This is a genomic window from Sporosarcina luteola, from assembly GCF_007991495.1.
Classification (GTDB): Bacteria; Bacillota; Bacilli; order Bacillales_A; family Planococcaceae; genus Sporosarcina; species Sporosarcina luteola.
Map to the genome: position 1 here is coordinate 1 of NZ_BJYL01000050.1, position 13848 is coordinate 13848.

General features: G+C 44.5%; 11 protein-coding genes. 10 read left to right on the forward strand and 1 reads right to left on the reverse strand.

Going from position 1 to position 13848, the window contains the following annotated elements:
* Positions 1-77: 77 nt before the first annotated feature.
* The 3 genes from putP to hflX all read left to right on the forward strand — a co-directional run bounded on the left by putP (position 78) and on the right by hflX (position 3717).
* Entirely contained in the window at positions 78-1562 is a 1485-nt protein-coding gene (gene putP / locus SLU01_RS15780; protein ID WP_147060096.1) for a sodium/proline symporter PutP, read from the forward strand.
* 85 nt (positions 1563-1647) lie between these two features.
* Positions 1648-2346 (forward strand): VOC family protein, encoded by a 699-nt coding sequence (locus tag SLU01_RS15785; protein ID WP_147060098.1) that lies wholly within the window; start codon positions 1648-1650, stop codon positions 2344-2346.
* A gap of 99 nt (positions 2347-2445) precedes the next feature.
* A complete protein-coding gene (gene hflX / locus SLU01_RS15790; RefSeq protein WP_147060100.1) occupies positions 2446-3717 on the forward strand; it encodes a GTPase HflX in 1272 nt (423 codons plus the stop codon).
* Between the two features lie 155 nt (positions 3718-3872).
* On the opposite strand, the gene SLU01_RS15795 is transcribed toward hflX, so the two are convergent.
* The gene (locus SLU01_RS15795; protein WP_147060102.1) at positions 3873-5591 is read right to left on the reverse strand and encodes an ABC transporter ATP-binding protein; all 1719 of its coding nucleotides are present in this window, start codon (positions 5589-5591) and stop codon (positions 3873-3875) included.
* Positions 5592-5877: 286 nt separating this feature from the next.
* On the opposite strand from SLU01_RS15795, the gene SLU01_RS15800 reads away from it, so the two are divergent.
* From SLU01_RS15800 to niaP, 7 genes are all read left to right on the forward strand, one after another.
* On the forward strand, positions 5878-6762 hold the full coding sequence (locus tag SLU01_RS15800; protein WP_147060104.1) for a DUF6612 family protein: 885 nt from the start codon (positions 5878-5880) through the stop codon (positions 6760-6762).
* Positions 6763-7099: 337 nt separating this feature from the next.
* Positions 7100-8050, forward strand: coding sequence for an ABC transporter permease (locus tag SLU01_RS15805; RefSeq protein WP_147060106.1), 951 nt, complete (start codon positions 7100-7102; stop codon positions 8048-8050).
* Positions 8043-8993: an iron chelate uptake ABC transporter family permease subunit gene (locus tag SLU01_RS15810; RefSeq protein ID WP_147060108.1), complete on the forward strand. Its 951-nt coding sequence runs from the start codon at positions 8043-8045 to the stop codon at positions 8991-8993. The genes SLU01_RS15805 and SLU01_RS15810 overlap by 8 nt, the downstream gene beginning before the upstream one ends.
* Positions 8990-9751 (forward strand): iron ABC transporter ATP-binding protein, encoded by a 762-nt coding sequence (locus SLU01_RS15815; protein WP_147060110.1) that lies wholly within the window; start codon positions 8990-8992, stop codon positions 9749-9751. Before SLU01_RS15810 ends, SLU01_RS15815 begins: the two co-directional genes overlap by 4 nt.
* A 19-nt stretch (positions 9752-9770) precedes the next feature.
* Positions 9771-10730, forward strand: coding sequence for a siderophore ABC transporter substrate-binding protein (locus SLU01_RS15820; RefSeq protein ID WP_147060112.1), 960 nt, complete (start codon positions 9771-9773; stop codon positions 10728-10730).
* 143 nt (positions 10731-10873) lie between these two features.
* Positions 10874-12451 (forward strand): FapA family protein, encoded by a 1578-nt coding sequence (locus tag SLU01_RS15825; RefSeq protein ID WP_147060114.1) that lies wholly within the window; start codon positions 10874-10876, stop codon positions 12449-12451.
* 84 nt (positions 12452-12535) lie between these two features.
* Positions 12536-13741: a niacin permease NiaP gene (gene niaP, locus SLU01_RS15830; protein WP_507772827.1), complete on the forward strand. Its 1206-nt coding sequence runs from the start codon at positions 12536-12538 to the stop codon at positions 13739-13741.
* Positions 13742-13848: the final 107 nt, after the last annotated feature.

Consider the following 13848-nt stretch of genomic DNA (forward strand, 5'->3'; position numbering starts at 1 on the left):
TAATTTTTAAAAAAACAATATTTTTTTATTTTAAAAGTGCTATTATTAAAAGGAATTAATAAATTAGGAGGGGAACTATGACTAGCGATATGTATCAATTAATTGCCATTATCCTTTACATGGCTGTCATGCTTTTCATCGGTTGGTATGCATTTCGGAAAACTTCCAACTTAACTGACTACATGCTTGGCGGACGCTCTCTAGGACCTGCTGTAACCGCATTGAGTGCGGGTGCTGCGGATATGTCGGGCTGGCTGCTAATGGGACTTCCGGGCGCCATTTACGCGGTAGGGTTGACGGAGGCGTGGATTGCCATCGGCCTGACAATCGGTGCCTATTTGAACTGGCTCCTTGTAGCACCAAGACTTCGCGTTTATACGCAAGTATCGAACGACTCCATCACCATTCCAAGTTATTTGGAAAACCGACTGAAAGATAAATCGAGATTTCTACGCATTGCCTCAGGTATTATTATTCTTGTTTTCTTTACGTTTTATGTATCTTCGGGTATGGTGGCAGGCGGTAAGTTCTTCTTGAGCTCATTTGGTCTTGATTATCATGTAGGATTGCTTATTGTTTCTGCAGTTGTGATCGCTTACACGCTGTTCGGAGGTTTTTTGGCGGTAAGCTACACAGACTTCGTGCAAGGGCTGATCATGTTTTTGGCATTATTATTAGTGCCAATTGTCGGCCTGACATTGACTGGCGGCTTTGCGGAGACAGCGGCAAGCATCCGTCAAGTGAATCCAGATATGCTCAGTCTTGTAAAAGGTGCGACCGTGGCAGGTGTCATTTCTTCCATTGCATGGGGGCTCGGCTATTTTGGGCAACCGCATATTATCGTCCGTTTCATGGCAATCAAATCTGTGAAAGAGACGAAAAGTGCTCGTCGGATCGGTATCGGCTGGATGATCTTGAGCTTGTTCGGCGCAATCGGCACCGCTTTAGTAGGTGTCGCATATTACCATCAAAACGCTGGTGCTGAACTTGTCGATGAAGAAACGGTCTTTATAGCGCTTGGGCAAATCATCTTCCACCCTTTCATTGCAGGGATTATGCTTGCGGCGGTGCTTGCAGCTGTCATGAGTACAATTTCCTCGCAGTTGATCGTTACGTCTTCGGCTTTGATCGAGGATTTATACAAAGCAGTTATTAAATCGGATGCGACAGATAAGCACTATGTCTTTCTAGGACGGATGGCGGTGCTTGTCGTTTCAATCGTAGCGATGGCGCTTGCTTGGCCGAATAAAGAGTCCATTTTGAAACTCGTTTCTTTTGCATGGGCGGGCTTTGGTGGGGCGTTCGGTCCAATTATTCTACTATCCCTCTATTGGCGCAAACTTACTGCGACCGGCGCCCTTTGGGGAATGGTCGCGGGGGCTATTACTGTAGGGGTTTGGGGTAATATCAAAGTTTTATCGGACGGACTTTATGAAATCGTTCCGGGCTTCCTTATTTGTTTGGTCGTCACATATGTAGTCAGCTTGATGACTTACCGACCAAATGCTGAAATTGATAAAGAATTTTACGATGCACAAGTTATGCTTAAAAAAGAAAGATAAGATGAAATGGACGGCCTTCGGTTAAGACAATCGAAGGCTGTTTTTCTTATAATATGGTACGCTAATAAAAAAGGGGGATGCGCGGATGAAACTTGACCATGTTGTTTATTTCACATCAAAAAGTCCTGGCGAAATCGTTGAAGAACAAAAGCGAAATGGCAAGCATGCTGTAGTCGGAGGTAGACATGAGAAATGGGGGACGCATAATGCACTCATGTATATGGCGAATGCATATGTGGAATGGCTTGCCGTCGAACGGCCTGACGTCGCAGAACAAGTAGATCATCCGTTGACCCGATTGCTGTTGCATGATATATCGGTGGGAGATGGGTGGGGCACGATTTGCTTGTCCGTCGATGATATTGAGCAATTCAATGAAGGTATTATTAATAAGGGTTTTGCAACTTCCGGCGTATTGGATGCTGAGAGACGAACGGAAAGCGGAGTTTTGAGGAAGTGGAAGATGTTGTTTGTCGATCAACCGGTTACTAATGAATTGCCATATCCGTTTTTCATTGAGTGGGAAGAGCCTGAGAATGACCGCTTTACCCAGTTGCGTGAGGATGGGACATTGATTGAGGCGAATGAAAAATTGGAAATCCAAGAATGTGTATTCGGTGTGGAGGATCCGCTTAGAGACACTGGGGAATGGGCGGTGCTTCTGTCACAGAAGGTTGGAGATTCGAATGATATTTCATTGGAAAATGTCCGGTTAAGATTTATTCAACAAGAAGCGGGAAAAGATAGGTTAAGCGATGTTGTTATGGGAGAACGGGAAGGCTGAAGGATCCGTTTCTGATTTTACGCGCCGTTTTTGAGGTTTATGCGTAGTTGTGATTTTTTGAAAGAAGGAATAAAGGAAAGTGCGAAAGGGGCGCGTTTTATGGAGATTTTGGTTGAGCATGCGGTTCTTGTCGGAGTACAGGAGCAAAATGCTGAGCATTTCGATTATGAAATGGAAGAATTGAAGAATTTAGCTGAGGCGATCGACGTGCAAGTCGTTGGCGAAGTGACACAGAACTTGGAACGTAAAAATCCCACCCATTATGTAGGCAAGGGTAAGGTTGCAGAAGTGAAGCAGCTATATGAAGAGACGGGCGCGAACTTGGTCATTTTTAACGATGAGCTGTCACCGTCCCAAATCCGAAATTTGGAGCAGGAACTTGAAGTGAAGGTCATCGACAGGACGATGCTTATTCTTGATATATTTGCGAGACGGGCACGGACACATGAAGCGCGGATGCAAGTGGAGCTGGCGCAGTTGCAATATACATTGCCACGGCTTGTCGGATTGCGCGCTTCATTGAGCAGGCAAGGGGGCGGAACTGGCGGCGGCTTCCAGAACAAAGGTGCCGGTGAGACGAAACTTGAGCTCGATCGACGGAAAATCGAAGATCAGATCGCGAAATTGCGGAAAGACCTTGAACATGTACGCGACCGTCGTGAAACACAGCGGAAGCAACGGAAAAAAAGCGGCATCCATGTCGTTTCGATTGTCGGCTATACGAATGCGGGCAAGTCGACATTGATGAATGGCTTATTGCGTAAAATGGATGAGGAAACAGCGAAACAAGTATATGAAGAGAATATGTTGTTTGCGACGCTTGATACGTCAGTCCGCCATCTGAAGTTGGCGGATAACAAGGAATTCCTGCTGACGGATACGGTCGGCTTCGTCTCAAAATTGCCCCATCACCTTGTCAAAGCATTCCGTTCGACGCTGGAAGAAGCACGCGGAGCAGACCTTCTTCTGCATGTCGTTGACGTTTCGAATCCCGAATACCGCTATATGATGGAAGTGACGAATAAAACACTTGAGGACGTCGGCGTGGAAAACATTGCGACGATCAATGTGTATAATAAAGCCGACCTTGCAGGCATCCCTTACCCAAGGACTACGGGGGACAGTGTGTGGATTTCTGCTAAAGATGAGGACGGTTTGGATGAGCTGATTGGGTTGGTCAAAAAGAAGCTCTTCGAACAATACATTACGTGCAAGCTTCTCGTGCCGTTTGATCGGGGAGATGTCGTGTCTTATTTGAATGACACAGCGAACGTGAAAAAGACGGATTATGAAGAGGACGGCACATTGATGACCGTTGAAATGGATGGCGCTGAACGGATTAAGTTTGAAGAGTTTATTGTTAGTCATTAAGCGAAAAGCTTTGACTTATGACCCAAGCATCTAGCGCCTGTAGCTGGACAGAAACGAAAAAACCGTACCAGGTGACTTGAAAGTCACCGGTACGGTTTTTATCTATAAAGAGAAAGGGGGTGGGATGATAATAGTATCCCCCGCTTTTCCAAAAGTTAAACCTCTTGGAATTGAATATTATGCAGACGCGCAAAAATGCCGCCTTTTCTTACGAGATCATCGTATCTTCCATCCTCAGCAATACCGTCTTCTGTCACGACAATGACTCTGTCTGCATCCCGAATAGTCGCCAAACGGTGGGCGATGACAAGCGTTGTCCGATTTTCCGCAAGTTCGTTCAGAGATTGCTGGATGATGCGCTCTGTCTCTGTATCCAAAGCGGACGTTGCTTCATCCAAAATGAGAATCGGTGGGTTTTTCAAGAACATGCGCGCAATTGCTAGACGTTGCTTCTGACCGCCGGATAACTTCAAGCCCCGCTCGCCGATTTGCGTCTCATAGCCGTCAGGAAGCGAAGCGATGAAATCCTCCAAATGAGCCTTTTGCGCAGCGGCTCTCACTTCTTCGTCAGATGCTCCTAAATTACCGTACGCGATATTTTCTTTAATCGTCCCTGTGAATAAAAAGACGTCTTGTTGCACAATCCCGATCTGAGAACGCAACGACTGCTGCGTCATATTTCGGATATCGATGCCATCGATTGAAATCGCGCCCGAATCGACATCGTAAAACCGTGGAATAAGCGAACAGATTGTCGTCTTCCCAGCACCGGAAGGACCGACGAATGCAATCGTCTCTCCGGATTTAATTGATAAATCAATGCCTTTCAATACGTATTTGCTATCATCGTATTGGAAATGAACATCGTCGAACAAAATATCGCCGTGCAAGTGGCTGACTGCCTTCGCACCGTCACGATCTTTAATTTCCGGCTCCTGGTCGATTAACTCAAGGAATCTCCTGAAACCCGCCATCCCTTTCGGATATAACTCAAGCAAAGCGCTGATCTTGTCGACAGGCTTAATGAGAATATTGACGAAAAGAATAAATCCAACGAGTTCCCCTGGCGTGAGGCGGTCGTTGTACGTGAACCATGCCCCGACGACAAGGACGATCAATGTGACAAGCCTCGTCATCATATACATGCTTGAATGCGTCCAAGCCATGACGTTATAGGCAACGAGTTTCGCTAGTCTGAAACTGCCGTTGTCTTTTTTGAATCGCGAAATTTCGAAGTCTTCATTTGTAAACGATTTGACAACCCGCGCACCTGATACGGAATCCTCGACACGCGCATTGACGTCTGCAATTTTTCCATACATGTTCTGCCACGCAGCATTCATTTTAATGTTGCAGAATGTCACAAGTACGATGAGGAGCGGCACCATGCAGATCGCAATGACGGCCAGTTCAGGATTAATGTTAAACATGAGAATGAAAGCTCCGATGATTGTCATGACTGCGATGAAGGCATCCTCAGGCCCGTGATGGGCGAGTTCGCCGATGTCGAAAAGGTCATTTGTAATCCGGCTCATCACATGTCCCGTCTTCGTATTGTCGAAGAAACGGAATGATTGTCGGTGGACATGGTTGAACAGCTGTTGCCTCATGTCTGTTTCGATATTGATGCCAAGCTTATGCCCCAAATAGCTGACGATGTATTGGAGGAATGTGCTGATCAAGTAGACTAATAGAAGCAAGATGCTGATCGTGACGATTCTTCCCCAATCTCCGGAAGGTAACAATTTGTCGATAAACCATTGAACGGCCACCGGAAAGGCTAATTCCAACAATGCTACGAAAATGGCGCTAGAAAAGTCGATGATGAAAAGCCGTCTATGCGGTTTATAGTATGAAAAGAATTTTTTTAGCATAATTTGATGTCCTTTCTTTGTGCTTCAGCTATTATAACGAATTTCATTCCAAAGGACACGAAAAAGTTTCTATAGTCGAAATATAACTTCAAGGGTACCTGCCACCAACACAATTCAGAATTCAATGGGTGGCAGGCACCGGCGGGATGAGAAAAGGCATATGCGATTTGTGTGGTATAAAAGGTTCAAAAAGAAAGAATGCCGGAAAAAGGTGGAACCCTTTTCCGTTAATGCCGTATGATTAGGAGTAGTAAAAATTGAGGGTACATGAAAGGAAGCGAAAAGCATGAAAAAATGGATAAAAGGTTTAGGTGTTGGTGTGCTTGCGTTGGGATTGGCGGCTTGCGGATCGCCAGCGGAACCGAAAACAGACGCTGACACTGGTAAGAAAGTGGAAGTAACTAAGAAAAGCGAAATGACGGCGCAAGAAGTATATAGCAAAGCGATGGAAGTTTCAGAGGAACAAAAGAGCATGCATGCGGTTATGGATATCGACCAAAAAATGTCGATTCCAGGTCAAGAGCTTGAGATGGATTCAAAAATCAAGATGGATATGGATATGATCATCGAGCCGTTGGCTATGCACCAAGTGATGAGCATGGACATGGGTGACATGGGCGCAATGGACATGGAGCTTTACATGAACGAATCCGGTTTCTACATGAATGACCCTGAATCTGGTCAATGGATCAAAATGCCGAATGATATGTATGATGAAATGATGGCGCAAATGGGCGGCGAAACAGATCCGACATTGGATATGAAGATGTTCAACGAATTCAAGGATGACTTCAAATTCGAACAGACAGATGACGAGTATATTTTGACGTTGGCTGCTTCTGGTGATAAATTCAGTGGCCTGATGAAAGAATTAATGGGATCGGCTTTCCCTGCGGATATGGAAATGACTGAAGAAGAAGCGGATCTGATGAATAACATGGACGTGAAGAGCTTGGAAGTTACGATTAACATCGACAAAGAAACATTCTATACGAATGCATTCGATATGAACATGGATATGACGATGAAAATCGAAGAAGAAGAGTTGCATATTGTTCAAAAGATGAAATCGGTCATTACGAAAATCAATGAAATCGATGAAATCGTCGTTCCACAAGAAGTACTCGACGAAGCAGTTGATTTGGAAGAATTAATGCAAGGCCAGGAGTGATCTTACAAAAGTGGTTATGGACAGCTAGACAAGCTGCCATAACCACTTTTTTTATGCTAACTGCGGATGGGTCAATTGAGAATTTAATGGGAGCTGAGTGTGCGTTACGGAATCATAGGTGCCTTCAAAATCTTGCCACAATTGCTGAAAACCGCGCTGCAACAGCTGTTTGTTTTTACGAACTCTAGAAATCTCATTGTAATTGATAATCATTTTCAATTATCAGTTGACACTGGTTACATACCTGCTATAATTGGGTTTGCAGCTAATTGATAATCGTTTTCATTAGTGGTGATTCTCAGTTGGAGCAAATATTCGATATCGGAGCTCTTTCTTCATGAAGAAACGTTATTTGTTTATAGCACTCATACTACTTTCATTCCTTTCGTTATTCGTGGGAGTGAGTACGATCAAACCGATGGACCTCCTTGACTTTGGTTCGGAAGAGACGGAGATTTTCCTTATTAGCCGGTTGCCGAGGCTAGTCGCAATCCTTCTCGCAGGAGCGGGGATGAGTATTGCGGGTCTCATTATGCAACAGCTGAGCAGGAATAAGTTCGTGTCGCCGACAACCGCGGGTACATTGGATGCGACCCGGTTGGGGATATTAGTTTCGATGCTGCTGTTTACGAACGCTTCGACGATTGAGAAGATGATTGTCGCATTTGTTTTTGCGCTTGCGGGTACATTGCTGTTCATGCAGATTTTGGACCGTATCAAGTTTAAAGACGCGATTTTCATTCCGCTCGTCGGTCTGATGTTCGGAAATATACTATCATCGATTACAACCTTCTTCGCATATAAATCGAATGTCATCCAAAATATGGCCTCTTGGCTGCAAGGTGACTTCTCGATGATTATGAAGGGGAGGTACGAGCTTTTATACATAAGCATCCCTGTGCTGATCCTCACTTATTTATATGCCAACCGTTTTACGGTAGCTGGAATGGGTGAAGATTTTTCGAAAAACTTGGGGCTCGCTTATAAGAGGATCGTCAATATCGGTCTGATATTGGTGGCCCTTGTAACAACTACTGTCATCTTGACTGTCGGGATGATCCCGTTTTTAGGGTTGATCATTCCGAACATCGTATCGATCTTCCATGGGGATCATTTGAAAAAGACATTGCCGCATACCGCTTTGTTAGGCGCAATATTTCTCCTGGTCTGTGATATTTTAGGCAGGGTTCTCATCTATCCTTATGAGATATCGATCAGCTTAATGGTCGGTGTCATCGGAAGCGGTATATTCCTCTATTTGTTGTTTAGGAGGAAGGCATATGCGTAATTCTACTAAAATGATCATTCTTACGGTTTTTGCAGTTATTTTTTGTGCATTGTATTTGTTTTATGGCTTGAATGGAAGTTTTGACTATGCACTTCCTCGCCGCGGCATCAAAGTAATAGCGATGGTGCTTACCGGGGTTGCGATTGCATATTCTACAGTCGTTTTCCAAACGATTACGCATAACAGGATTTTGACACCAAGTATAATGGGATTGGATTCTTTGTATTTATTGCTTCAAACGGTTTTGATATTTTTCCTTGGCTCCAGTCATATAACGATTGTGAACCGACATGTGAATTTCATATTGTCCGTTTCGGCAATGATCCTTTTTGCCCTCATTCTATACCGGTTCCTCTTTAAAAGAGGAGGGCAGCCAATTTACTTCCTGCTGCTAGTCGGAATTATTGTCGGAACTTTTTTTGGAAGCATCTCGACATTTCTGCAGGTGCTGATCGACCCGAATGAGTTTCTACGGGTGCAGGACAAAATGTTTGCGAGTTTCAATAATGTGAGCGGAGAATTGGTCTGGTGGGCTCTTGGGATTGTCGTTCTGACGTTCATAGTCGGCTGGAAATCATTCAATGATCTGGATGTCCTTTCACTCGGCAGAGATACAGCGATTAACTTAGGCGTATCCTATGATCGTGTCGTCAAGACGATGCTCGTCATTTCGGCAGTCTTAATATCTGTGTCGACAGCACTCGTTGGTCCGATTACCTTTTTTGGATTAATCGTCGCAAATTTATCGTATCAATTTTTCAAAACGTATAAACACAAGGTCCTTATTGCAGGTGCTTCAGTGATGAGTGTCATTGCACTTGTTGGTGGGCAGTGGATCGTGGAGCGGGTATTCACGTTCTCAACTACATTAAGCGTCATCATTAACTTTGTCGGCGGTGTCTATTTCATCTACTTACTATTAAAGGAGAGTCGATCCTCATGATCCAAGTTCGGGAATTATCGAAGTTCTATGGAAAAAAGGCTGTCGTTGAAAAGGTGAATGTCAATATCCATCGTGGTAAAATTACATCTTTCATCGGCCCGAACGGTGCGGGGAAGTCGACGCTTCTTTCGATGGTCAGCCGTCTGCTTGATGCGGATACTGGAGAAGTGCTTGTAGATAACGATCATGTCCATAAAATGAAATCCAATGAGTTTTCAAAACGCGTTTCGATTTTGAAACAATCCAATTTCATGAACGTAAGACTGACAATCCGTGAATTGGTATCATTCGGTCGATTCCCTTATTCTCGAGGTAAGCTGAATGCAGAAGATATCCGGATTGTTGAGCAGGCCATGGACTATATGGGATTAATGGATATGCAATATGAATATATGGACGAATTATCAGGTGGACAACGTCAGCGTGCATTTATCGCGATGGTCATTGCCCAAGATACGGACTATATTCTGCTTGATGAACCGTTAAATAACCTGGATATGAAACATTCCGTCCAAATCATGAAAATCCTACGTAGATTAGTCGATGATCTTGGTAAAACTGTTGTTATCGTTCTCCATGACATCAACTTTGCGTCTGTATATTCTGATCGAATTGTCGCTTTGAAAAATGGCAGGGTTGTTAAAGATGGTCAAACAGAAGAAATCATCAATTCAGATGCATTGAAGCAAATATATGATATGGATATCCCGATTAAAAGAATGAATAACTGTAATATATGTGTGTATTTCAACTCTTGAAAATAAAGGATGATATTTTATGAAAAAGCTAACAATGACGCTATTATTTGCTTCCCTTATGATTGTACTTGCGGCATGTGGTACGAAGGATAAGAAGGATGAAGGCAGCACATCAGGTTCTGATGCAAATAATGTAAGTGAAACAGTTTCAGTTAAGCATGAGCTAAGCGACACTCCTGTTGAGGTAACGAAAAACCCTGAAAAAGTAGTTGTATTCGATTTTGGTACCCTTGATACATTGGATGACCTAGGCGTTGAAGTGGCGGGATTGCCAAGAACAAACGTGCCAGGCTACCTTTCGAAATATGACGACGATAAGTATGTAAACGTAGGAAGCTTAAAAGAACCTGATTTTGAAACGATTCATGAGATGAAACCAGACCTCATTATCATTTCAGGTCGCCAATCTGATCTTTATGAGCAATTCGAAGAAATCGCTCCAACAATTTACGTCGGTATCGACACTGCGCATTATATGGATTCATTCAAACATAATGCAGAATTGATGGGTGAAATCTTTGGCAAGGAAGACAAAGTGAAAAGCGAGTTAGCTGACATTGATGAAAGAGTTGCGGCAATTAAAGAAAAAACGGCTGCTTCAGACGAAAATGCGCTTATCGTTCTTGCGAATGAAGGAAAAGTGAGCGCATATGGTCCGAGCTCCCGTTTCGGTATCATCCACGATGTAATGGGCTATAAAGCGGCAGATGAAAAGATTGAAGTTTCAACACATGGTCAAAACATCACATTCGAATACATTCTTGAGAAAAACCCGGATATCCTATTCGTCATCGACCGTGACGCGGCAATCGGCAACGGCGCAAGTGCAAAAGATTCTGTGGAAAATGAACTTGTTAAGAAAACGGATGCATATAAAAACGGCAAAATCGTCTACTTGAATGGAGAATACTGGTACCTATCAGGTGGCGGCTTGCTCTCCATGAAAGCAATGATCGAAGAAGTCGAATCAGCACTATAAGTAAATCCATGGGGTTTGTTCGCATAACAGTGAACAAGCCCTTTTTTCGTTAGAAGGGTGCCTGCCACCGAAACAATTGAGAATTGTTTTGGTGGCAGGCACCTGTGATAGAATAAAAGTAAACTTTTGCGCGGGGTGACGGAATGAGAGAGATTACAGCTTTGAATAACGATATAACGCCGCCGCATTATAAGATCAGGCTAATTGAACATAATATTATTGCCATACTAACTGTGACTCCTGGTAAACGGCATCCGGGTGGCAGAGAAGTCCTTAAAGCTCAACTCGTGGAAGAGGAAATCGAACTCTATAATAACTTGGATTCCAATGAAATTATTAACGAACTCGAACAAATGGGCATTACTGAAAGAATTAATCGGTCTGCCATCGAAGAAGCTACGAGATCATTGACGCCTTTCGAAGCAATCATTGCCAAAGGGCATCTTCCAGTGGAAGGGTTCAACGGTGATCTTTATTTACATAGTCAAATAGAGAACAATCCCTGTTCAGAACATGGAAAAATCGATTTCAGAGAGATGAATCCAATTGAAACAGTCGAAGAAAATGGGCTCGTTGCGACCTATTTGCCCGCTGTTCCTGGAGTGGATGGCATGGATCTGTTTGGAAATCCGGTTCCGACAAAAGAAGTGTTCGATCTAAACTTAAGACTTGGCGAGCAAGTGGAACGGCGTGGGAATAAAATATATGCACTTGCACCGGGGCGATTATTGATTGAAAAGCATTGTTCTTTCATCAAAATTGAAGTGAAAAGTGAGTTCGTTCATGATGGGACGGTCAATCTAAGCAGTGGAAATATCAAGTTCAATGGCGATGTCCGAATCGGTGAAGACGTAGAAAACTCCATGACCGTCTCGGCAACGGGCAAAATCTTCATCGGGGGATCGGTTCGCAAAGCGACAATCGATGCGGGAAGATCTCTTGCTATTCAAGGTCATGTCTTTTCATCCACAGTGAGTGTAGGCATGCAGGAAGTGCTCGAGGAGAAATTGGCGGAACAACTGGATGAACTGCTCTGCTATTTAGACCAAATGCAAAAGACAATCCATCAAATCATCGACATACGGGGCGTTCATTTGGAAGATGTGGATGCAGGTGAATTGAAAGAGTTGGTACGTGTTATCCTGAAAGAAAAATACTTTGAATTCCACGATAAAAAGCGAGATTTCATCCGAAAAATCAAAGAGCGCGCTGCACAATTATCATCGGATTGGATCCCGGTTACGGATAAACTATACAGCGTCTTTACGGATACGTCTTTAACGACAGTACGCAATGCCGCCGACTTCTCACAACTTTTGGAAGAAGGACGTGCGTTGGTGAAGCACTATACTAAAGGGGAAAGCAGTAATAATTACTTGAAAATCCCATACGCCGTCAACAGCATCCTGTCGTGCAACGGAACGATCGAAGTGACAGAGGCTGGCCTTCACAATTGCTCCGTGACGGCCAATAAAAAAGTATTTATTGAAGGCTGCTGCCGCGGTGGCGAAATAAAAGCCAGAGAAAAGGTCTCCATTAAAGAAACCGGCTCCATGAATGGAGTTAAAACCGTCATAATGACAGATAAGGAAGGTGTCATTACGATAGGGCTCGCCCGATGTGGCACTGAAATTTGGGTGGGGGGCGAAGTCCATCATTTCGACATGGACAAATTGGGTGTGCACGCGCGCATAGTTGACGGGCGGTTGTGTACAAGTTAAATGAACTCTTGTTATTCTGTTCGCTCGCAAGTATAATGACAAGTGTCAAGACACTATCATTCTACAACGAAAGGCAGACAAATTGTGAAAACGAAAAAAAACGGGATTTCCCGCAATAAATTACTAGTCATTTCCGGCACAGGCTGGATGTTCGACGCAATGGACGTCGGTATCCTTTCCTTCGTCATCGCGGCCATCGCGGTCGAATGGCATTTGTCGCCGGCTGAAATGGGTTGGATCGGAAGTATGAATTCCATCGGCATGGCTGTCGGCGCATTCGGCTTCGGACTGTTAGCCGATCGTGTAGGCAGGAAAAATGTCTTCATGATGACGCTCGTGATCTTTTCATTGGCAAGTGGACTGTCGGCACTGACGACGACATTGACTCTCTTCCTTATTTTACGTTTCTTCGTCGGTGCAGGACTCGGTGGAGAACTGCCCGTCGCCTCCACACTCGTCTCGGAAAGCGTCTCCGCAAAAGAGCGTGGACGAGTCGTTGTCTTATTGGAAAGTTTTTGGGCGGCAGGCTGGCTTGTTGCAGCATTAATTGCATACTTCGTCATCCCGGAATACGGTTGGCGAATTGCACTCATCCTGACAGCCCTTCCGGCATTTTATGCAATTTACTTGCGTCGGAACTTGCCGGACTCCCCGAAATTCGTGAGTGAAGGGAAACCGAAGCAATCATTCAGCGCAAAAATGAAACTCATTTGGTCAAAAGAATATGCACGCAGAACGACAATGCTCTGGATCGTCTGGTTCACTGTTGTGTTCTCCTATTACGGCATGTTCCTTTGGCTGCCAAGCGTCATGGTCATGAAAGGATTCGACATGATCCACAGCTTTAAATACGTGCTCATCATGACATTGGCGCAACTGCCGGGCTACTTCACCGCCGCTTGGCTCATTGAGAGGGCAGGCCGTAAGTTCGTCCTGTCAACGTACTTGATCGGCACAGCTGTCAGTGCACTTCTATTCGGAAATGCAGAAGGACTTGTTATGTTGCTTGTATCAGGCGCATTCCTTTCATTCTTCAACTTAGGAGCATGGGGCGCACTCTACGCCTATTCACCGGAACAATACCCGACAGCGGTACGGGCGACCGGCTCCGGAACAGCAGCAGCAGTCGGCAGGATCGGCGGCATCTTCGGCCCGTTGCTCGTAGGCTCATTGCTAACAGCAGGCCACGGATTCGGTCTGATCTTCGGCATCTTCTGCGGAGCAATTATCATCGGCGTCCTTGCTGTCATCGTGCTAGGAACTGAAACAAAACAAATTGAATTGGAATAATCATCGACTGACGTCTTTCATATAAGGCGGCAGTCTTTTCTTTTTGGAATCGCAGCAAAGGATGAATGGAGAGGGGGGGATGGCCCGCGCTCAAGGAAGTGAATTCC

Bases quoted from the DNA above. Each gene is read 5' to 3' on its own strand.
- putP (WP_147060096.1), top strand. From the start codon at position 78: ATGACTAGCGATATGTATCAATTAATTGCCATTATCCTTTACATGGCT.
- SLU01_RS15785 (WP_147060098.1), top strand. From the start codon at position 1,648: ATGAAACTTGACCATGTTGTTTATTTCACATCAAAAAGTCCTGGCGAA.
- hflX (WP_147060100.1), top strand. From the start codon at position 2,446: ATGGAGATTTTGGTTGAGCATGCGGTTCTTGTCGGAGTACAGGAGCAA.
- SLU01_RS15795 (WP_147060102.1), bottom strand. From the start codon at position 5,591: ATGCTAAAAAAATTCTTTTCATACTATAAACCGCATAGACGGCTTTTC.
- SLU01_RS15800 (WP_147060104.1), top strand. From the start codon at position 5,878: ATGAAAAAATGGATAAAAGGTTTAGGTGTTGGTGTGCTTGCGTTGGGA.
- SLU01_RS15805 (WP_147060106.1), top strand. From the start codon at position 7,100: ATGAAGAAACGTTATTTGTTTATAGCACTCATACTACTTTCATTCCTT.
- SLU01_RS15810 (WP_147060108.1), top strand. From the start codon at position 8,043: ATGCGTAATTCTACTAAAATGATCATTCTTACGGTTTTTGCAGTTATT.
- SLU01_RS15815 (WP_147060110.1), top strand. From the start codon at position 8,990: ATGATCCAAGTTCGGGAATTATCGAAGTTCTATGGAAAAAAGGCTGTC.
- SLU01_RS15820 (WP_147060112.1), top strand. From the start codon at position 9,771: ATGAAAAAGCTAACAATGACGCTATTATTTGCTTCCCTTATGATTGTA.
- SLU01_RS15825 (WP_147060114.1), top strand. From the start codon at position 10,874: ATGAGAGAGATTACAGCTTTGAATAACGATATAACGCCGCCGCATTAT.